17 protein-coding genes and 1 tRNA gene are annotated in these 20,620 nt (G+C 65.3%); 9 read left to right on the top strand and 9 right to left on the bottom strand.

The genetic code is table 11. From position 1 onward, the window contains the following. Positions 1-52 precede the first annotated feature (52 nt). Together U5A65_RS31710 and U5A65_RS31705 are read left to right on the top strand one after the other, a co-directional pair. Positions 53-553: a response regulator gene (locus tag U5A65_RS31710; protein WP_321937630.1), complete on the top strand. Its 501-nt coding sequence runs from the start codon at positions 53-55 to the stop codon at positions 551-553. 98 nt (positions 554-651) lie between these two features. After that, a complete protein-coding gene (locus U5A65_RS31705; protein WP_321948840.1) occupies positions 652-2,649 on the top strand; it encodes a response regulator in 1,998 nt (665 codons plus the stop codon). 88 nt (positions 2,650-2,737) lie between these two features. On the opposite strand, the gene mscL is transcribed toward U5A65_RS31705, so the two are convergent. From mscL to mfd, 4 genes are all read right to left on the bottom strand, one after another. Then, positions 2,738-3,184, bottom strand: coding sequence for a large conductance mechanosensitive channel protein MscL (gene mscL, locus U5A65_RS31700; protein ID WP_321914848.1), 447 nt, complete (start codon positions 3,182-3,184; stop codon positions 2,738-2,740). A 200-nt stretch (positions 3,185-3,384) separates the two neighbouring features. Continuing rightward, positions 3,385-4,395: a threonine/serine dehydratase gene (locus U5A65_RS31695; protein WP_321948839.1), complete on the bottom strand. Its 1,011-nt coding sequence runs from the start codon at positions 4,393-4,395 to the stop codon at positions 3,385-3,387. A gap of 21 nt (positions 4,396-4,416) precedes the next feature. Then, on the bottom strand, positions 4,417-5,640 hold the full coding sequence (argE, locus tag U5A65_RS31690) for an acetylornithine deacetylase (RefSeq protein WP_321948838.1): 1,224 nt from the start codon (positions 5,638-5,640) through the stop codon (positions 4,417-4,419). Between the two features lie 185 nt (positions 5,641-5,825). Beyond that, the gene (mfd, locus tag U5A65_RS31685) at positions 5,826-9,305 is read right to left on the bottom strand and encodes a transcription-repair coupling factor (RefSeq protein WP_321948837.1); all 3,480 of its coding nucleotides are present in this window, start codon (positions 9,303-9,305) and stop codon (positions 5,826-5,828) included. Positions 9,306-9,518: 213 nt separating this feature from the next. On the opposite strand from mfd, the gene ispD reads away from it, so the two are divergent. From ispD to U5A65_RS31670, 3 genes are all read left to right on the top strand, one after another. Beyond that, complete coding sequence (ispD, locus tag U5A65_RS31680; RefSeq protein ID WP_321948836.1) at positions 9,519-10,238, top strand: 2-C-methyl-D-erythritol 4-phosphate cytidylyltransferase; 720 nt, start codon at positions 9,519-9,521, stop codon at positions 10,236-10,238. Between the two features lie 43 nt (positions 10,239-10,281). After that, positions 10,282-10,761 carry a 2-C-methyl-D-erythritol 2,4-cyclodiphosphate synthase gene (gene ispF, locus U5A65_RS31675; protein WP_158757841.1) on the top strand — a complete coding sequence of 160 codons (480 nt, stop codon included), beginning with the start codon at positions 10,282-10,284 and terminating at the stop codon, positions 10,759-10,761. A 183-nt stretch (positions 10,762-10,944) separates the two neighbouring features. Then, complete coding sequence (locus U5A65_RS31670; RefSeq protein WP_321948835.1) at positions 10,945-12,096, top strand: acyltransferase; 1,152 nt, start codon at positions 10,945-10,947, stop codon at positions 12,094-12,096. Positions 12,097-12,112: 16 nt separating this feature from the next. Here the strand turns inward: U5A65_RS31670 and U5A65_RS31665 are convergent, their stop codons facing one another. From U5A65_RS31665 to ompR, 3 genes are all read right to left on the bottom strand, one after another. Further along, entirely contained in the window at positions 12,113-12,661 is a 549-nt protein-coding gene (locus U5A65_RS31665) for a peroxiredoxin (RefSeq protein WP_321948834.1), read from the bottom strand. Between the two features lie 164 nt (positions 12,662-12,825). Then, positions 12,826-14,175 carry an ATP-binding protein gene (locus U5A65_RS31660; RefSeq protein WP_321914856.1) on the bottom strand — a complete coding sequence of 450 codons (1,350 nt, stop codon included), beginning with the start codon at positions 14,173-14,175 and terminating at the stop codon, positions 12,826-12,828. A 53-nt stretch (positions 14,176-14,228) separates the two neighbouring features. After that, positions 14,229-14,963, bottom strand: coding sequence for a two-component system response regulator OmpR (ompR, locus tag U5A65_RS31655; protein ID WP_027814652.1), 735 nt, complete (start codon positions 14,961-14,963; stop codon positions 14,229-14,231). Between the two features lie 230 nt (positions 14,964-15,193). On the opposite strand from ompR, the gene U5A65_RS31650 reads away from it, so the two are divergent. The 3 genes from U5A65_RS31650 to U5A65_RS31640 all read left to right on the top strand — a co-directional run bounded on the left by U5A65_RS31650 (position 15,194) and on the right by U5A65_RS31640 (position 18,587). Then, positions 15,194-15,529, top strand: coding sequence for a hypothetical protein (locus U5A65_RS31650; protein WP_321914857.1), 336 nt, complete (start codon positions 15,194-15,196; stop codon positions 15,527-15,529). A 245-nt stretch (positions 15,530-15,774) separates the two neighbouring features. Beyond that, positions 15,775-17,283: a DUF1800 domain-containing protein gene (locus U5A65_RS31645; RefSeq protein ID WP_321948833.1), complete on the top strand. Its 1,509-nt coding sequence runs from the start codon at positions 15,775-15,777 to the stop codon at positions 17,281-17,283. Between the two features lie 68 nt (positions 17,284-17,351). Beyond that, positions 17,352-18,587: a DUF1501 domain-containing protein gene (locus U5A65_RS31640; RefSeq protein ID WP_321948832.1), complete on the top strand. Its 1,236-nt coding sequence runs from the start codon at positions 17,352-17,354 to the stop codon at positions 18,585-18,587. A gap of 14 nt (positions 18,588-18,601) precedes the next feature. On the opposite strand, the gene U5A65_RS31635 is transcribed toward U5A65_RS31640, so the two are convergent. Beyond that, positions 18,602-19,444: a squalene/phytoene synthase family protein gene (locus U5A65_RS31635; RefSeq protein WP_321914931.1), complete on the bottom strand. Its 843-nt coding sequence runs from the start codon at positions 19,442-19,444 to the stop codon at positions 18,602-18,604. A 432-nt stretch (positions 19,445-19,876) separates the two neighbouring features. On the opposite strand from U5A65_RS31635, the gene U5A65_RS31630 reads away from it, so the two are divergent. Further along, a tRNA-Leu gene (locus U5A65_RS31630) sits at positions 19,877-19,963 on the top strand. 143 nt (positions 19,964-20,106) lie between these two features. On the opposite strand, the gene U5A65_RS31625 is transcribed toward U5A65_RS31630, so the two are convergent. Continuing rightward, positions 20,107-20,553, bottom strand: coding sequence for a MarR family winged helix-turn-helix transcriptional regulator (locus tag U5A65_RS31625; protein ID WP_028206975.1), 447 nt, complete (start codon positions 20,551-20,553; stop codon positions 20,107-20,109). Positions 20,554-20,620 lie beyond the last annotated feature (67 nt).

The raw sequence follows: 20,620 nt of genomic DNA, 5'->3' as shown, positions 1-20,620 counted from the left end.
GCAAGCTTTCAACAAGTTTCGAAAAGTTCATGCGGTACGTAGGAGAGTCGAGATGACGAACGGGGAACAGGTCAGCATCGTGCTGATCGAAGACGACGACGGGCACGCCACGCTGGTCGAGCGCAACCTGCGGCGTTCGGGGATTTCGAACAGCTTCCTGCGCTTTCGCGACGGCCAGGAGGCGCTCGATTACTTTTTCGGCACGCCGGGCGACAATCCGGCAGCGGCGGCGAACTGGGCGTCGCGCGACGCGCTCAGCAATTTCGTCGTGCTGCTCGACTTGCGCATGCCGCGCGTGGACGGCTTCGAGGTGCTGCGGCGCCTGAAAGCGGAGCCCGCCACGGCGTCGGTGCCGGTGATCGTGCTCACGACCACCGACGACCCTCGCGAGATCGAACGCTGCTATGAACTCGGCTGCAACGTGTACATCACGAAACCGGTCGAATATGACGCGTTCATCGAGGCCGTGCGCCGACTCGGCTTCTTTCTCCAGGTCGTCAAGCTGCCGCCGGGCCATCGCTTCGTCCAGGCGCGACCGGCCGGCGCCCAGTAACGGATCGCGCGGGCATCGCGCATGGAAACATCACGCATTGGCAACCGAATGAAAGCAAGGCGACACGCTCGACCCATGCCTGAAGGGACGCTTCGCGCATGACGGAGGAACCCACGATGCTGGACGGCGCGCGCGTGCTCGTCGTCGACGACGACGAAGGCATCCTGCGCCTCGCCCGCAAATCGCTACTGCGCGCGGGTGCGCGCGTGGACACCTGCACGGGCGTGGGGGAGGCGCGCGCGTTGCTCGCCGTGCAGACGCCCGACGTGCTCGTACTCGACTATCAGCTCGACGGCGCGGAAACGGGCCTCGACTTCTTCCGCCGTCTGCGTGCCGACGACGTGCGCGTGCCGGCGATCCTCGTGACGGGCTTCACCGACGAGTCCCGCGTGATCGCCGCGCTGCGCGCGGGCGTCTCGGACGTGGTGCCGAAGTCGGGTGATTATCTCGACTATCTGCCGGAAGCCGTCGCGCGCGTGCTCTCGCAGGTGGCGCTACAGCGCGCCTCCGACGAAGCGCTACTGCTGCGCGATCGCGAAGAGCACTACCGTACGCTCTCCGAAGCGTTGCCGCACCTCGTGCTCACCTGCGGCGCGGACGGCAATTGCGACTTTGTCTCGAAGCAGTGGCTCGACTATACGGGGCTCGACGCCGGCCAGTCGCACGGTCTCGCCTGGCTCGACGCCGTGCACGCCGACGATCGCGAAGAGATTCGCCACACCTGGCTCGAAGCTGTGGGCAGCGGCGCCACCGACTATCGCCATGAGTTGCGTATTCGCCGCCGCGATGGCGTGTATCGATGGTTCGATGTCCGAATCGTTGCGATGCGCGACCCGCGAGGCGGCGTGAACAAATGGTTCGGCAGTTGCACCGACATCGACGCGCAACGCGAAGCGACCGAGGAGCGCGAGCGCCTCCTTGCCTCGGAGCAGGCAGCGCGTCAGACCGCCGAAGAAGCCAACCGCGCGAAAGACCGCTTCCTCGCCATGCTCTCGCACGAGTTGCGCACACCGCTCACGCCGGTGCTCGCGGGCACGCGGCTGCTGGAGCAGATCCCGGCCCTGCCCGACGCAGCGCGCTCGGGCGTACTGATGATCCGCCGCAATATCGAACTCGAGGCACGTCTGATCGACGACCTGCTCGATCTCACGCGCGTGGCCAATGGCAAGCTGAGCCTCGCGCTCGACACGGTCGACGTGCACGAGGTGATCGAGGCCGTGCTCGAGCTTTTCCATAGCGAAATCCAGATCAAGCAGCAGGATGTCCATGTCGACCTGCGCGCCGAGCAGCACTATGTGCGCGGCGATCGCGCGCGCCTGCAGCAGATGCTCTGGAATCTCGTGCGCAACGCCGCGAAGTTCACGCCCGACGGCGGCCACATTTACGTACGCACGCGCGACGAGCGCACGCACGTGGAGATCGAGGTCGAGGACACAGGCATCGGCATCGCGCCCGAGCAGATCGGCAAGCTCTTTCATGCCTTCGAACAGGGCAGCCACAATCTCACGCGTCAGTTCGGCGGGCTCGGGTTAGGCCTCGCCGTGACGCGGGCGCTGACCGAGGCACACGGCGGGAGCGTGAGTGCGAGAAGCCCCGGTGCGCATTGCGGCGCGACCTTCACCATCGTGCTGCCGAGCGCCGCGCGAGGCGAGGGCGCCGCCGCGGTGGCCGAGCGTCGCGGGCCGCATCGGGTGGGCGCGCTGAACATCCTGCTGATCGAGGATCACGAGGATACCGCTGAGGTCATGTCGCAACTGATGCGCTCGGGCGGCCACGAGGTGGCGGTGGCAGGCAGCGTGGCCGGTGCGCTCGCGCTCACGGCCAGCATGGCCTTCGACCTCGTGGTAAGCGACATCGGTTTGCCGGATGGCTCGGGCATCGACTTCATCCGCGCGTTCCGTGCGCAATCAACGGCGCCTGCCGTCGCGCTCACCGGCTTCGGCACCGACGACGACGTGCGCCGCAGCGTCGAAGCGGGCTTCACCGCGCATCTCACGAAGCCCGTCAACTTCGAGCAACTCGAACGGCTGATCGAAGAGGCCGCGGCCGCGCGCAGTGCGTCGGCCGCGCCCGATTCCGCCGCGCCGGCTCCCTGAGTCTTCCTTGAGCCTCGCTTGAACCGGGCATAAAAAAGCCCGCGCGGCCTTGCGGCGGCGCGGGCTTATGTCTGGACGCTCGCGCGGATCAGCGCGGATTGTTCTGCAGCGAATCGCGGATCTCGCGCAGCAGCAGCACGTCTTCAGGCGTGGGCGCCGGCTCGGCGGGTGCAGCGGGCTGCGGCTGGCGCAGCTTGTTGATGAACTTCACCATCAAAAAGATGATGAACGCGAGGATGACGAAGTTGATCACCGCGGTGATGAACGAGCCATAGCCGAACACGGCCACGCCCGCAGTCTGCAGATCCTTGTACGACTCGGGGTTGCCTTTATAGCTGGCCGGAATGTGTCCGAGCCGCACGAACATGTTCGAGAAGTCGAGGCCGCCCGTGATCACGCCGATGACCGGCATGATGAGATCTTTCACGATTGAGTTGACGATGCTCGAGAACGCACCGCCGATGATCACACCGACGGCGAGATCCATCACGTTGCCTTTGACGGCGAATTCCTTGAACTCCTGGACGATGCTCATGAGCGGGCTCTCCCTGAATGGCGCGGCACGGGGCTGGGGTCAATACGGCGTATTGGCGCAATCATAGCGAACGCATCCGTATCGCGGTAGCAATTTGACATTCCCTGACCTTTCTCCGGGGACTGGCGACGAAGTTCTACCGGACGCACGCGGCGTGCCCACCGCGCTGATTGAAGCCCGTCTTTGGCCTGCTTTCGACTTCAGTGCGCGAGCGAGATCTGCTCGTGAAAGGTTGCTGGATCGGTGTTGCTGCCACCCAGCAGCACGCCTACGCGCTTGCCTTGCAGCGTGTCGCGCAGCGGCCCGAGCAGCCCCGCCGTGGCTGCGGCGCAAGCGGGCTCCACGGCGAGCTTGAGTTGCTCGAAGAGCACGCGCATCGCGCTGCGCAGCGCGTCGTCGGAGACCGTGACGATGCGCTCGAGATGACGGCGGCACAGCGTATAGCTGTATTGCTCTGCATGCGACGCCATGAGCGAGTCGGCGATCGAGTGCATATGCGTCAGGCGCACCGTGTGGTTTGCGGCGAAGCTGCGGCTCATCACGTCCGAACCCTCGGGCTCGACGCCATACACGCGCACGCGCGGGTTCGCGAGCCGCAACGCTGTGGCAACGCCCGCAGCGAGCCCGCCGCCGCCGACGGGCACAACGACCGCGTCGAGATCGGGCGCCTGGGTGGCCCATTCATAGCCAAGTGTGGCCGTGCCGAGCACTGTGCGATAGCCGTTGAACGGATGCACGAAATAGCGTCCCTCGTCGGTCTCGATACGGCGCACGATCTCGAACGCCTCGCTGCTGTTGCTTGCCACGACGATTTCCGCGCCAAAGCGCCTGCATTGCGCGACACGCGCCGCGCTCGTGGTGCGTAAGAGCACGACCTTCGCGCTGATGCCCAACCGCATCGCCGCATACCCAACCGCCATGGCGTGATTACCGCCCGACACGCACGTGACGCCGGCGCTGCGTTGCGCGGCATCGAGCGCGAGCAGATGCGTGAACGCACTGCGCACCTTGAAGCTGCCGCTCGACTGCAGCAGCTCGAACTTGAAGTTCACGAGCGTCGCTTCGAGCGTGGACAGATCGTGGCGGTCGAACACCGGCGTGCGCAACACCCACGGCGCGAGCGTGAAATGCTGCGAGGCGATCTCGTCGAGGGTGGGGATCGCCTCACCGTCTATCGTGTGGCTGGTCGGGAGCGGCGAGGCGGTGGACATGATGGTGCGCGTCCAGCGTGGTCACTGCGTCAGGGCTTCGACGGACATGCCGTACACGAGCTTGCGCAGGAAACCTTCGCACGCCGCGAGCTGTTCGAGCGAAACGTATTCGTTCGGCTTGTGCGCCTGCTGGATGTCGCCGGGCCCGCACACCACGCTCGGAATGCCCGCACGAGAAAAGAGGCCCGCCTCGGTGCCGTAGGCCACCTTGCGGCGTGCGTCATCGGCGGTGAGCGCGCGCACGAGTTGCGTGATCGCGGCCTGCTCGGTGGCATCGAGGCCTGGCGCCGCCGCGATCTTCGTGAACTCGATCGCGCCTGCCGCGTGCTCGCGTTGCATCTTCGGCACGAGCGTTTCGCGCGCGTACTGTTCGATGCGCGCGAAGATCGTGTCGGGGTTAAGCGTCGGCAGATTGCGGAACTCGAACGCGAAACGGCATTCGGCCGGCACCGTGTTGATGGCATTGCCGCCTTCGATCGTGCTGGTTTGCGCGGTCGTGAAAGGCACGTCGTAAAGCTCGTCGAACGGGCCGTTCGCGCGGAATTCGTCGGCCATGTCGCGGATGTAGCAGATGAGACGCGCGGCGTATTCGATGGCGTTCAGCCCGCGCGGCGTGAGCGACGAATGTGCGGCCTGGCCGCGCACGCAGCACTGGTACGCGTTGATGCCCTTGTGCGCCACGATCGGGCGCATGCTCGTGGGCTCGCCCACGATGCAGCCTTCGGGCTTCACGCCGCGCTTCACGAGCTCTTCGATCATGAGCGGCGCGCCCACGCAGCCCACTTCCTCGTCGAACGAGAGCGCGAAGTGCAGGGGCTTGGCGAGTTTCATCTGCTGGATCTCGGGCACGAGCGTGAGCGCCGCGCCGATGAAGCCCTTCATGTCGCAGGTGCCGCGGCCGTAGAGCAGGCCGTCGCGAATCTCGGGCTTAAACGGGTCGCTGTCCCATTTCTGGCCGTCAACGGGCACCACGTCGGTGTGGCCGGAGAGCACGATGCCGCCGTTCGTTTCACCGTCGTGCGCGGGGATCGTGGCGAACAGGTTGGCCCATTTGCCGTCGCGGCCATAGGTGAGCGTGGATTCGATGCCGCGCGCGCGCAGATCGTCGCGCACGGTCTCGATCAGGCCGAGATTCGGATGACGGCTGACCGTATCCATCGAAACGAGGCGGGTGACCCAGGGGAGCGAGGCGGGAAGGGAGGCGGAAGGCGTGGACGACTGCGCTGTTTCAGCGGCGAGGGACATAGTGGACTCCAGCTTGCTTGTATTCTTCATCTTACCCAAAAAGAATGCGGCAAGCCAAAGCTAAGGGCAGTGCGTCGTCACACGTTCTGCGCAATTGTGACTTGCATGGCGCGCCGCAACATGACGCGAAAACGCCCGCGCGGAAGGCAAATCCGCGCGGGCGTACGAAGGGGCGGTAAAGGCGTTTAGCGCGCCGCGCCAGCGCGATTGGGCGCACCGAGCGCGCGCAACGTCTCCTTTACGGTCGCCACGCGCACGGCGAGATCGGGGCTGCGCGTTTCGATGCGCAGCTTGTCCTGACCCGCGAGCTTGATGTGCTTGTGCTTCTGCACCATCTCGATGATGCGCATGGCGTCCACGGGCGGATTCGGCACGAACTGCAGGCCAATGACCGCTTCGCCCGCATCGATCTTCGTGATGCCGAGCGGCTTCGCCGCCAGTCGCAGACGATGCGTTTCGATCAGCGCGTGCGCTTGCGCCGGCATCTTGCCGAAGCGGTCGATCAGCTCTTCCTGGATGCCGTCGATCGAATCGTCGTGCTCGCAGTTCGCGAGGCGCTTGTAGAGCGACAGGCGTTCCTGCACGTCGCCGCAATAGTCGGCCGGCAGGATCGCGGGTGCGTGCAGGTTGATCTCGGTGGTCGCCGCGAGTGGCGCGTTGAGATCGGGCTCGCGGCCGTCCTTGAGCGCTTTCACGGCGTCGTTGAGCATGTCCGTGTAGAGCTGGAAGCCGATCTCCTGGATCTCGCCCGACTGCTTGTCGCCGAGCACCTCGCCTGTGCCGCGAATTTCGAGGTCGTGCATCGCCAGATAGAAGCCCGAGCCGAGTTCCTCCATCTGCTGGATGGCTTCCAGCCGCCGTTGCGCCTGCTTCGTGAGCCCTTGCGGATCGTGTACGAGCAAATACGCGTACGCCTGGTGGTGCGAGCGCCCGACACGGCCGCGCAACTGGTGCAACTGCGCCAGACCGAACTTGTCGGAACGGTGGATCAGGATCGTGTTCGCGGTCGGCACGTCGATGCCGGTTTCGATGATGGTGGTACAGAGCAGCACGTTCGCACGCTGCGCCACGAAATCGCGCATCACGGATTCGAGCTCGCGCTCGTGCATCTGGCCGTGCGCCACCGCAATGCGCGCTTCGGGCACCAGCGCTTCGAGCATCGCGCGGCGGTTCTCGATGGTTTCGACTTCGTTGTGCAGGAAGTACACCTGGCCGCCGCGCTTGAGTTCGCGCAGCATGGCCTCGCGAATCACGCTGTCTTCCTCGCGGCGCACGAAGGTCTTGATGGCGAGCCGCTTTTGCGGCGCGGTTGCGATCACGGAGAAGTCGCGCAGGCCTTCAAGCGCCATGCCGAGCGTACGCGGAATTGGCGTGGCGGTGAGCGTGAGCACATCGACTTCCGCGCGCAGCGCCTTGAGCGCCTCCTTCTGGCGCACGCCGAAGCGGTGCTCCTCGTCGATGATCACGAGCCCGAGGCGCTTGAACTGCACATCGGACGACAGCAGCTTGTGCGTGCCGATCACGATATCGACGCTGCCGTCGTTGATCTGCTGGATCGCGCCGCTCACTTCCTTCGCGGACTTGAAGCGCGAGAGTTCGGCAATGCGCACCGGCCAGTCGGCGAAGCGGTCCGTGAAGGTTTGCGTGTGCTGCTCGGCGAGCAGCGTGGTGGGCGAGAGAATCGCCACCTGCTTGCCGCCCATCACGGCGATGAACGCCGCGCGCAACGCGACTTCCGTCTTGCCGAAGCCCACGTCGCCGCACACGAGGCGGTCCATCGGCTTGCCGCTCGTCATGTCGCCGATCACGGCGGCGATCGCGGCCGCCTGGTCGGGCGTTTCCTCGAAACCGAAGCTCTCCGCGAACTTGACGTAGTCGCGCGGTTCGAGCGCGAACGCGTGGCCTTCGCGCGCGGCGCGGCGCGCATAGAGATTCAACAGCTCGGCCGCGGTGTCGCGGATCTGCTGCGCGGCCTTGCGGCGTGCCTTTTCCCACTGGCCGGAGCCTAGCGCATGGAGCGGTGCGCTATCCGGATCGGCGCCGCTGTAGCGTGAAATCACGTGCAATTGCGAGACCGGCACGTAGAGCTTGCTGCCGTTCGCGTATTCGAGGTGCAGGAATTCGGTGTCGCCTTCGCCGAGGTCCATCGTCACGAGGCCGTGATAGCGGCCGATCCCGTGCTGCGCATGAACCACCGGATCACCCACTTTGAGCTCGGAGAGGTCGCGCACCATCGAATCGACGTTGCTCGCCTGTTCCTGGCGGCGGCGTCCCGCACGGCGCGCGAGCGGCCCGTATAGCTCCGTCTCGGTGATGACCGCAAGCTCCTCGCCCGGCAGCGAGAAACCCGTGGAAAGCGGCGCGACGCCCAGCGCGAAGCGCTCGTCGCCGGTGAGCCAGTCCTCGAAGCTATCGGCGCCGGTGGGCCGCAGATGGTTGTCGGCGAGCAGTTGCGCAATGGTTTCGCGCCGGCCCGCCGACTCCACCGCGAACAGCACGCGGTTCTTCGTCGTGTCGAGATAGCTGCGCAGCGAGGCGAGCGGGTCGTCGGCGTGGCGGTCGATCGCGAGATTCGGCAGCGCCGTGGCCCAGCCGCCCGCGCTCGGGGCGGGCAGCACGAGGCGCGCGAAGGGCTTTGCGAACGCGAAGAAGTCCTCGTCGGTCAGGAAGAGGCGCTGCGGCTCCAGGATCGGCCGCTCGCGGTCGTGCGAGAGGAAGTTGTGGCGCTGCTTCGTGTCGTTCGTGAAGCGGCGGATCGACGCTTCGAGGTCGCCCGAGAACACCAGCTGGGCGTTTTCCGGCAAATAGTGGAAGAGCGTAGCCGTCTCTTCGAAAAAGAGCGGCAGGTAGTATTCGATGCCCGCCGAGGGCACGCCATTGCCCATGTCCTTGTAGATCGTCGCGCGGCTCGGGTCGCCTTCGAACACTTCGCGCCAGCGGCTACGAAACGCCGTGCGCGAGGCCTCGTCGAACGGAAACTCGCGGCCGGGCAGCAGCCGCACGTCTTTCACGGGATAGAGGCTGCGCTGGCTGTCCGGGTCGAACGCGCGGATCGAGTCGACCTGGTCGTCGAAGAGGTCGATACGGTAGGGCAGCGGCGAGCCCATCGGAAAGAGGTCGATGAGCGAGCCGCGCACGCAGTATTCGCCCGGGCGCACCACCTGGCTCACGTGCTCGTAGCCCGCGAGCGTGAGCTGCGACTTGAGCTTCGCTTCGTCGAGGCGCTCGCCTTGCGAAAACGAGAACGTATAGGCCGCGAGAAACGACGCGGGCGGCATGCGGTAGAGCGCCGTGGTGGCCGGCACGATCAGGATGTCGCAGCGGCCTTCGCCGAGATCGTGCAGCGTGGCCAGACGCTCCGAAACGAGGTCCTGGTGCGGCGAGAACGTGTCGTACGGCAGCGTTTCCCAGTCGGGCAAGAGGCGCACGCGCGCCTCGGGCGCGAAGAACGGAATTTCCTGAGCGAGCCGCTGGGCATCCACGGCGCTGGCGCAAATCACGGCCAGCAGCGGCGCCTGGCGCGCGCTGGCGCGCGCGGCCTCGCGGTAGCGCGCGATCAAGAGCGCGTCGGACGAGCCGTGCGTGCCGTCGAACGCGTAGCGCTGCCCCGGCTTGACGACGGCGACGGGGGACGGAGATTGCGAGGAAGCGGCGATATCGGACATAGGCAACAGGGTGGCCGACGCGTGTGTCGGTAGGGTGGCCAGTTCAGTTCGGGCGGAGTGCAGCGCCAGAATATGGGGGCCGGTTACTGGTCTTCAAGTGAATCCGGCGCGTTTCGACGACGTTTCGCCGACGTTTTGCAGGCGTCCAGCGTGTGCGTAAGGGACCTATTATAAAATCCGTCCTTTACTTTGACTCATGCGGCTCGCGACACCGTGACTTCACGCCTTTTTGCCCTGATTCCGTGCGCCGGCACCGGCAGCCGTTCGGGCTCGGCCATGCCGAAACAATATCGAATCGTTGCCGGACGCGACCTCCTGCACTATACGCTCGCCGCTTTCGACGCCTGCAACGAATTCTCGCAAACCCTCGTGGTGATTTCTCCCGACGATAACCACTTCGACGCCCGGCGCTTCGGCGGCCTGCGCTTTGCCGTGCGGCGCTGCGGCGGCGCTTCGCGCCAGGCCTCGGTCTACAACGGCCTGGCTGCGCTCGCCGAATTTGGCGCCACCGACAACGACTGGGTGCTCGTACACGACGCCGCGCGCCCCGGCATCACGCCCGCGCTGATCCGCACGCTCGTCGAGCAGCTCAAGGACGACCCCGTGGGCGGCATCATGGCGCTGCCGGTGGCCGACACGCTCAAGCGCGTCGCGCCGAAGGACCCCGCGGCGCCCGGCGTACATATCGCGCGCACCGAATCGCGCGACGGACTCTGGCAGGCCCAGACGCCGCAGATGTTCCGCATCGGCATGCTGCGCACGGCCATCGAGCGCGCGCAGCAGGACGGTCACGATCTCACCGACGAAGCGAGCGCGATCGAATGGCTCGGTCACGCGCCGCGTCTCGTGCAGGGCAGCCTGCGCAACTTCAAGGTGACGTACCCCGAAGACTTCGCACTCGCCGAAGCGATCCTCAGTCGGCCCGCAGAATAAGCGCACCGCACTCCCCACACCTGAAACCCCTGGAACCCCACACATGGACATCAGAATCGGACAAGGCTACGACGTGCATGCGCTGGTGCCCGGCCGCCCGCTCGTGCTCGGCGGCGTGACGATCCCCTACGATCGCGGCCTGCTCGGCCACTCGGACGCCGACGTGCTGCTGCACGCCATCACCGACGCGCTCTTCGGCGCCGCCGCGCTCGGCGACATCGGCCGCCATTTCCCCGACACCGACAAGCAGTTCTACGGCGCCAACAGCCGTGTGCTGCTGCGCGAATGTCTGCGTCGCGTCCAGGAGGCAGGCTTCTCGCTGATGAACGTCGACACCACGGTGATCGCGCAGGCGCCCAAGCTCGCGCCGCATATCGAGTCGATGCGCAAGACGATCGCCGAAGACCTGAACCTGCCGGTCGAACGCGTGAACGTGAAGGCGAAGACGAATGAAAAGCTCGGCTATCTCGGCCGCAGCGAAGGGATCGAAGCGCAGGCGGCGGTACTACTGCTGCGCGCGTGATCTGTCATTCAATCCTTGGTTCGAAGGGTTGAACGGCGGGTTGAACGGCGCGCGCAGGGCGCGTGCCTGCTCCTCACCCTACGGCGATGATTGCAGTTGCAATCATCGCCGTTGCTTTTCTTGCCGATTAATTTCCGTTTTTTTCGTCCCATACTGAACCGCTATCCGGAAGTGGGGAGGGCAATGGCGGGTGTCGAAAAACGCGTGAAAGGCCTCGACGGCCTGCGGGCGCTTGCAGTTGTGCTCGTATTCCTCTCGCACAAGGCCCGCGTCGACGTGGTCGATGTGGGCAAGATCGGCGTCTGGCTGTTCTTTCTGATCAGCGGCTATCTGATCGTCGGAGAACTGCACCGCAATCGGGTTCGTATCGAACAGCACGGCGCTCGCACGGCCGCGCTGCTGTACGTCTTCTTCATGAAGCGAACGCTGCGGATTTTTCCCGTGTATTACCTGCTGCTGATTGCGCTTGCCATCGCGCATGCGAGCTTCTATCAGCGCGATGTCGATCTCGGGCTCGCCTGGCATTTCGTATTCCTCTCCAATTACTGGATTGGCGTGGTTCACGATGGCTGGCCCGGCACCGTCTCGCATTTCTGGAGCCTCGCGGTCGAGCAGCAGTTCTATCTCGTCGCGCCGTTCGCGCTGCTGTTCGTGCGCGCATCGCGCCATCTCTCGCTTTGTGCGGTGGTGATCGCGGCGGCTGCGTTCGCGCATCTCACGCTTTACGGGGAAGGGGCGATCGCGCCGCTGATCTACGCGTTTTCACCGTGGAATTTCGCCATGCTCGCGCTCGGCGGCGCACTGGCGATTGGCGGCGCACGCGTGCCGTTGCGCGCGGGGGCGCTGAGCGCGGTGTGGTTCGCCGGGGCGTGTGTGGCGCTAGCCGGCTTCGCGCTGGCGCGTGCCGAATGTGCCGAATTCGAGCGGACCGCGACGCACGCGGCAGATGCGATGCTGCCAGGCTTGCTGGACATTGGACTCGCGCTCTCGCTCGGCGCGCTGTTCCTGTGGCTCGTGCGTCGCCAGGACAGCATGCTCGTCGCGGCGCTGGAAGTGCGGCCGCTCGCGTATCTCGGCACGATCAGCTACGGCTTTTATCTGTTTCACAACTTCGTGCCGTCGCGCCTTGGCGTGGCGCCGGAGCTCTACGCTCAGCTAAACGTGCCCGACGCGGCGCAGCCCGCTCTCGCGCTCGTGCTGCAGTTCGCGCTGGCTGTGCTGCTCGCACACTTGTCGTGGCAGGTTCTGGAAAAACGCCTGCTCGAATGGAAGCGGCCGCTCGAAACGGCAATACGCAACCGCTTGCCTACGCGTGCAGCGGCGAGCCGGACGTGACGCAACGGCGCGCGGCCTAGAGCGTTTCGCCGCCCACCGCGCGGCCGTCGGGGCACAGCTCGCCTGTCTGTAGCCCGTCCAGCACGCGCAGCACTTCTTCGGCGCTGCGTCCGACGTTCAGGTTGTTCACCGTGACATGCTGGATCGTGTTGTCGGGGTCGACGATGAACGTTGCGCGCAGCGCCACGCCCGCTTCCTTGTCGCGTATGCCGAGCTGATCGATGAGCTCGCCCTTCACGTCGCCGAATGAATAGTGATTGAGGCGATCGAGCGTCTTGTCCTCGCGCCGCCACGCGAGCTTCACATATTCGTTGTCGCAACTGCCGCCCATCACGACCGTTTCACGGTCATCGAATTCCTTGATGAGTCTTGCGAACGCGATGATCTCGGTGGGGCAAACGAGCGTGAAATCCTTGGGGTAGAAGTAGATGACCTTCCACTTGTTGGCGAAGGTCTGTTCGGTGATCTCGATGAACGCCGATTCGCCGTTTTCCACGGGATGGTTGAAGCCGGGCTTCGCGGCGGTGACGGTGAAGGCCTCGAGTTTGTCGCCGACGGTTTTCATGGGGCAGTTCCTCAGACGAGAGGCGGGCAGCGCGGCCCGCTTTGACGCCGCGCGCGCGAGAGCGCAACGCGGCATGCCGATGAAAACGATTGTCGCAGGTGCGGGCGGCGCGTGATGCGAGGGTGCGCCGCCGCCGGCTTTCGGTCAAGCTAGGGGAAAGCGGCTCAGGTGCCCTTGGCGAGCGGGAACTCGATCGTCACTTCGAGACCGGGGCCCGGCAGCCGGTTGCGCAGGCGCAGCGCGCCGCGATAGCGGCCCACGAGGCGCTGCACGATGGCCATGCCGAGGCCGGTGCCGTTCGCCTGCGTGCGAGCCGTGTCGACGCGGTAGAACGGCCGCGTGACGAGCGGGAGCTGATCCTCGGGAATGCCCGGGCCTTCGTCGACCACCGAAAGTTCGACGCGCGAGTGCGAGACGCGCGTTTCGAGCATGATGTGCGGAATACCGTCGGTTTCGCTCGCGCCGTATTTGCGTGCGTTTTCGATCAGATTGCCCACCACGCGGCGCATGTCGGTGTCGTCGGCTTCGATCATGGCCGAAGGCGCGAGCCGCGTGATGAGGCGCACGCCGTCTTCGCTCGCCATGCGCGCGGCCATCTCGCCGGCAATGACCGAGAGATCGACGCGCTCGGGCATGCGCTGGGCGGGGCGCGCGTAATCGAGGAAGCGGCCGATGATCATGTCCATCTGCTCGATGTCGTCGATCATCGCGTCCTTGGTCGCCTGATCGGACGGACTCATCTCCGTTTCGAGCCGCAGGCGCGCGAGCGGCGTGCGCAAATCGTGCGAGATGCCCGCGAGCATCAGCGCGCGGTCGGCCTCCAGCTGCTCGAGGTCGCGCACCATCTGGTTGAACGAGCGATTCGTTTCGGCGGCGACGCCCATGCCGCTCTCGGGCAAGGGCGCGGGAGGCTGCCCGGAGCCCAGCATGCGCGCCGACATGGCCAGACGCGCGAATGGCCGGTTCACGAGGCTCGTGATGAAGGCCGCCCCGAAGAGCGATAGCGCGAGCGCGGAAACGCCCCATCCGACCCACTGCAGGCCTGTGACGTTGTCGAGCTGGTCGCGGTCGAGCGCGACCCAGTAGTCGTCGTCGTCGATCTTGAAGCTGATCCACACGCCCGGAATGTCGTTCACGGACTGCGCGATGATCGTGTCGTCGCCAAGACGCCCGCGAATGTCATGCTCGATCAGACGATTGAGCGACTCGTCGGGCTGGAGCTTGTACTTGTCCGTGGTTTCGCGCGGGTACACACGCACGCCCTCGTTGCTCTCGAGATCCTGCAGCAGCGCGCGGCGCAGATCGGGATCGGAGTAGAGGAGCGCCGTGCGCGTGAGCTTCACGATCGCGACGAGCTGGAGCGCCACGCGCTGCGCGCGCGGCTCCCGCTCGATCACGCGAAAGCTCTGGAACCACGCGGCGAGACTCACCGCGATGAGAAGGGCGATCAGCAGGAAGGTGCGCCAGAACAGATCGCCGAACGCGAGCGTGAGCAAACGCCGGTCAATCCGCATGGACCCTTCCCGTTTCAACAGAGGCAGTGCAGACAACGAGACTCCATCCAGGATCAGGCGGCGCCGTCGGGGATGAACACGTAGCCGAGGCCCCAAACCGTTTGAATGAAACGCGGGCTGCCCGGATCGGGTTCGATGAGCTTGCGCAGGCGCGAGATCTGCACGTCGAGGCTACGGTCGAACACTTCGTATTCACGGCCGCGCGCAAGCTCCATGAGCTTTTCACGCGAGAGCGGCTGGCGCGGATGACGCGCGAACACCTTGAGCACCGAGAATTCGCCCGTGGTGAGCGGAATTTCCTGGCCGGCCTTGGTGAGCGTGCGCGTGGCGAGATTCAATGCGAATTCGCCGAACTCGAACACCTCGGTGGTTTCCGAAGGCGCGCCTGGCAGTTCGGACGGCGCCTGACGGCGCAGCACCGCATGAATGCGTGCGACAAGTTCGCGCGGGTTGAAGGGCTTGGGCAGATAGTCGTCGGCGCCCATTTCGAGCCCGACGATGCGATCCACGTCCTCGCCCTTGGCGGTGAGCATGATGATGGGCGTGCGGTCGTTGCTGCCGCGCAGACGGCGGCAGATCGACAGGCCGTCTTCGCCTGGCAGCATGAGGTCGAGCACCAGCAGGTCGAAGCGCTCGCGCACCCACAGCTTGTTCATGGCGGGGGCGTTTTCGGCCACGTAGACATTGAAGCCCTGCTCGCCGAGGTAGCGGCGCAGCAGGTCCCGGAGTCGGGGATCGTCATCGACAACGAGAATTTTGGACGGGTTTTTGGTTTCCATGCCTGGCATCTTAGCGCGATTGGATACTGATGCGAGTTTGCACCAATTATCAGGTTACAGTCAGTTACAAAATTTACCCGTGCTGTGCCACGACGGCAAGCACTGACAGATAGACTTCTTTACGTAAAGCGGCTGTTCGGTAGATACTTCATTCGACTTTAAAATTCATGCCCGCGCCGAGCCGGGTTCGCACATGTATTCGAGGTAGCCGTTTGCCGCGTCAAGAAGGGAACAAAACGATGGGAGGGGTCAGGCCGACAATGCGCCACACCATGCTTGCACTGGCGCTAGCCGGTGGCGTGGCGGCTGCACTGGAGTCGTTGCCGGCCCGGGCCCAGCCCTCCGCAGACCGCTACGAGAACCCGCAGTCCTTTGCCCGCTCTCAGGGCGGCAAGCCATCAATGCGGCGCATACGCAGCGATACGGTTCCGCGTCCAGCGTCTGACATCAACCAGCGTCCTGCCGTTCCCCCCGACCTCGATCAGCGCCGCCGCGACGGCCATATGACGCCCGACGAGCGACGTCTCTTGCGTCAGCATATCGAAGACGCTGTGCGCGAGCTGTACAAGCGCTAATACTGCTTTCGGCGTGCGTCAACGCCGCTGCGCGGCGATAACGTTTACGCAATATTCAATTCGCGACGCGTTCACGCCTTTCTCGCGCCTTTCACGATTTTATCGGCATGCCATCGTGCATTCGCGCCGTGCAAACGCGCTGAAAAAAACCGTAGCAATTGCGTAGTCAACATCCGTTTTGCCACAGCCGTTAAACCGGTACATCCATTGACTGCGCCGGCGGTTTCGTCGTGCGCCCGTTCATCATGAGCGACTCCAGACGGTCGAGGCCAAACGCGCAGTCCGACGTGCACGCGTCGGCGCCAGACACTGGCGCGGATGCGCGGCTCGACGCCGACGACGCCCGCCATCTTCTCGTACGTACGGGCTTCGCGCCGCGCGAGAGCGAAGTGGCGCCTTATGTGGGGCTCACGCGAGAGCAGGCTGTCGCGCGACTCGTCGGCAGCGCGCGCAGCGAGGCGCTCACGCCGCTTCCCGCATGGACCGCCGAAGTGCCGCCGAGCCGGGCGCAGCGCAATGCACGGACCCCGGAAGAGCGTCAGGAAGCGCAGCGCCAGCGCGGCGCGCGCTACGACGAATTGCGCGCGTGGTGGCTGCGCGAGATGCTCGTCACGTCGTCGCCGTTGACCGAGCGCATGACACTTTTCTGGCACAACCACTTCACCTCGGGCCAGGACAAGGTTGGTGAGCCGCAGTTGATGGCCGCGCAAAACGCGCTTTTGCGGCGCGACGCGCTGGGTAGTTTCGCGAACCTGCTGCATGCCGTCGCGAAGGATCCCGCGATGCTGCTTTACCTCGATGGCGCGAGCAATCGCAAGGGCAGGCCCAACGAGAATTTCGCACGTGAAGTGATGGAGTTGTTCACGCTGGGCGAAGGCCAGTACTCGCAGCGCGACGTTGCCGAAGCGGCGCGCGCGTATACGGGTTGGAGTCTCGATCCCGACACTCAGGCGTTCGTCTGGCGCGTCGACCTGCACGACGGTGGTGAGAAGACCGTGCTTGGCCGCAGCGGGGCGTTCGACGGCGATCAGGTGCTCGACATCCTGCTCGCGCAGCCGCAAACTGCCCGATATGTATCGGGCAAGCTGTGGCGCGAGTTCATCTCCTCGACGCCTGACGAGGCGCAGCTCACAAACGTCGCCGATCATTTTCGCGCGAGCGGCTATGAGGTCGGCGATGCGCTTCGCGCGCTACTCGTGACGCCAGCGTTCTGGGATGAGCGCAACCGTGGCGTGCTCGTGAGTTCGCCGGTGGAGTTCATCGTCGGCACGGTGCGCCGGTTCGACGTGGTGTACGGCGACACGTTGCCATTTGCGCGCCGCTCGGCGGCGTTGGGCGAGAATCTGTTTTACCCGCCAAACGTGAAGGGGTGGCCAGGCGGGGCGTCGTGGATCAACAGCGCGACGCTGCTCGCACGCAAGCAGTTCGTCGAGCAGTTGTTTCGTGCGACGGAAGCGGGGCGGCCGCCTGCGTCGGGCGCACCCGCCAAGGTCGCGGCAAGCATGCCGCAAAGCATGCAAAACGTGGCGAACGCAATGCGCCGCGATGTGTTGCAAGGCGGTATGCGCTTCGATCTGGATGGCTGGCTTTCGCGTTACGGTCTCACTGCTGATGCCACGCCCGGTCTTTCAGCGCAGTTGCAAATGCAGCACGCGATCTTGCCGCTCGCGCCTGTCGATGCGATCGCGGTTGGCAGCAGTGCGGGTTCCTGTCTCCAGGCACTGCTGATGGATCCGGTGTATCAATTGAAGTGACGCATGGGCATGAACGGCCGAATCCCTGGCGGCAGCGTATGCCGCTGCACTGACAAGCGAGGCAAGCCATGAAGCGACGCGACTTTCTTGCAGCCGGTGCGACGGCCGCCGCCGCGATGGCGGGCTCTGCGCTATGGCTGCCAGGCGCCGCGCGCGCACAAGGGGCAACGCCCGCGCCCCCGGGCCTTGCTAGCGGCTATGAGAACCTGCTGATTCTCGTCGAGCTCAAGGGCGGCAACGACGGCCTCAACACGGTCGTGCCTTTTGCCGATCCGCTTTATTACCGCTACCGGCAAACCATCGGCGTGCCACGCGCGCAGGCGATACAACTGGACGAGCGCACGGCGCTGCATCTGGCGCTCGCGCCGCTCATGCCGATGTGGCGGGCGCACGAGCTTGCGATCGTGCAGGGCGTGAGCTACGCGCAACCGAATCTGTCGCACTTTCGTTCGATCGAGATCTGGGACACGGCTTCGCGCTCCAATGAGTATCTGCGCGAAGGCTGGCTCACGCGCGCGTTCGCACGCGAGCCGGTGCCGCCAGGATTTGCCGCCGATGCGCTCGTGCTCGGCAGCGCCGAGATGGGTCCGCTCTCGAACGGCGCGCGCGCCATCGCGCTCGTGAATCCGGCGCAGTTCGCGCGCGCGTCGCGCCTCGTCACGCCGGTCACGCTCAAGGAGCGCAACCCGGCGCTCGCGCATATCCTCGATGTCGAGAACGACATCGTGCATGCCGCCGATGCCCTGCGGCCACGCCCGGGCAACTACGCGCTGAAGACGGCGTTTCCTTCGGGTGCATTCGGCGCCTCGATCAAGACGGCCATGCAGGCGCTCGCATCGAGCGACACCGCGCAAGGCGCGCCGGTGGCGGGGCGCGGCGTCGCGGCGATTCGTCTGACGCTGAACGGCTTCGACACGCACCAGAACCAGCCGCAGCGTCATGCCGATTTGCTGCGCCAGTTCGCCTCGGGCATGGAGGCGATGCGCTCGGCGCTCGTGGAACTCGGGCGTTGGGATCGCACACTGATCGTGACGTATGCGGAATTCGGGCGGCGCGTGCGCGAGAACCAAAGTCGCGGCACCGATCACGGAACGGCTTCGGCGCACTTCGTCGCAGGCGGGCGGGTAGCGGGCGGGCTCTATGGGCAGGCGCCGCAACTCGCGCAGCTCGATGGCAATGGCAATTTGCCCGTAAGCGTCGACTTCAGGCAGATCTACGCGACCGTGCTAGGCCCGTGGTGGGGGCTCGACGCACAGGCCGTCCTGCAGCAGCGCTTCGAGCCGCTGCCGTTGCTGCGCGCATAACGTAAGCGCGAGCCTCAGCTTCGGCGCGCGGCGCGCCAGGCGATCCACAGTTTGCGCACGGGCGTGAGCACGATCTGCTGATGCAGCACCTGGTAGCCTTCGCGCTCGACTTCGTCGAGCAGCGCGAGTTCGAGCGCGGCGAGCGCACGCAAGGTGCGCTGGTCGCGGCGCGCCGAGGCGGGAATCGCGTCGAGCGCGGCGTGCACCGCTTCGCGCGCACGCGAGGTCTGGAACTGCATGAGTTCAGTGAACTCCGCGCTGTAGCGCCGGTTGATGAGATCGGCGGCGGTGACGTTATAGCGCTGCAATTCGTCGATAGGCACGTAGATGCGGCCATGGCGCGCGTCGTTGCCGATCTCCGGCACGAACTGGGCGAGCATGAGCGCGTTGCCAAGCGGCGCGGCCCAGCGCGCGGCGTCCTGGCGGTCCTCTTGCGTGCGCGCGCTGAGTTGCGCCACGAGCGAGGCGAACGTGCCGCCCACGCCGTCCATATAGCGGCGCAGATTCGGCAGATCGAGATAGCGCGCCTGCTCGAAATCCATCTCGAAGCCAGCGAGCAGCGCCTGCAAGCCAGGATAGACGGCCTTCGAATCGCCGAGATGCGTGGCGAGCGCCTGCGTGACCGGATGCGCGGGATTGCCCGCGGCGAGCGCGGCCAGTTCCTTTTGCCACCAGGCGAGCTTCGTGCGGCCGACGGTGGGGTCGCTCGTTTCTTTCGCGGTTTCCTCGAGTTCGCGGCGCAGCGCGAAGAGCGCGGTCAAGAGCGGCTGGCGTGCGGCGCGGGCCTGACGCAGCGCGTAGTAAGTGCTCGAACCAGGGGGAGCCGCCTTTTGCAGGCAGTATTCGTCGAAGTTCACGGCGTTTGGAGATGTGGGGCGAAGCGGCTCGCGCGGCGACCAGAGCGCGGCGCGACGGTAGAGCCGCGATTCTAGCATCGGCGCGGCTTCGGCCAGGCCGGGCGGGGCTCGCCTGCGCCCTCGACGATGCGCCTGCCATGACCCCTCGCGCACTGTTTTCAGGATGCAGACAAGCGCCAGGCAATCGGTTAGAATCTCGCGCTTGCGCTTTCTGACGCTTAGCTGGAAGCACGCGGCCGGCACATAATGAAGCATCGCCGCCGGCAGGCGTAGTCAGAAAGCAGGCTGGATTGCGGGCGAGGTGGACAACATCGCCCGGCGTCTCACGAGGACTCGATCAGTCGGCATGTCGCACAGGGTTGTATCGCACGCGTTTTCTGGAGTGAAGCGCAGCGGTCCTGCCGGGCGCAAGAACAGAAGCGCAAAGAATTCGCGTGAGTGGCGAAATTGGTAGACGCACCAGGTTTAGGTCCTGACGCCCGCAAGGGTGTGCCGGTTCGAGTCCGGCCTCACGCACCAAAGTAAAAAGGCCATGTACCGTCAGGTACATGGCCTTTTTGTTTGTGTGACGTTTGCGCGATGCACTCGCGATGGCGACCTGGACGTTGCCCGATCCTGCCCGCCATCTGTTTAGCTTATTGCCTCTGCTCGCGCGGACCGCCTTACAGTTCGGTCTGCATGGCTTCGATCACCTTGTCGAGCGCACGCGCGAGTGCGTCGCGCTCCTTGTCGTCGAGGCTCGCGAAGAGGTCGACATTCCACTTGCGCGCGATGGGCATGACCTTGCGATACAGCGCGCGTCCATCGGTTGTGAGCGAAACGAGCACGAGGCGTCCGTCTTCCTCGCTCGTGTCGCGCTGCATGAGGCCGCGGCGCATCAGCGCCTCGGCTGCACGGCTTGCCTGGCTCTTGTCGAGATTCGCGTGACGCGCAAGCTCCATCACGGAAAACGGGCCGAACGCCCCCACAGCTGCAATGAGCCGAGCCTCCGGAAGTGTGATGCCGAGCTTCGCCTGGTAGCGTTCGCTGGCGCCCCGTTCGGAGAGTTTGTTCAGGACATGCAGCCGATAGGTGAGGAATTGTTCGAGTCCGGCTTTGCTTGCCTTCATGGGAGTCCTGGTCTGGTCGCTTGGGAAGGGCGCGATCGTGTCGCGATTCCATGATTGTTGCCCCATC

The sequence above is a fragment of the Paraburkholderia sp. J10-1 genome (genome assembly GCF_905220165.1).
In the GTDB taxonomy this organism is placed as follows: domain Bacteria; phylum Pseudomonadota; class Gammaproteobacteria; order Burkholderiales; family Burkholderiaceae; genus Paraburkholderia.
Note: the sequence above shows the minus strand (reverse complement) of the source record. Positions and strands in the feature narration are given on the sequence as shown.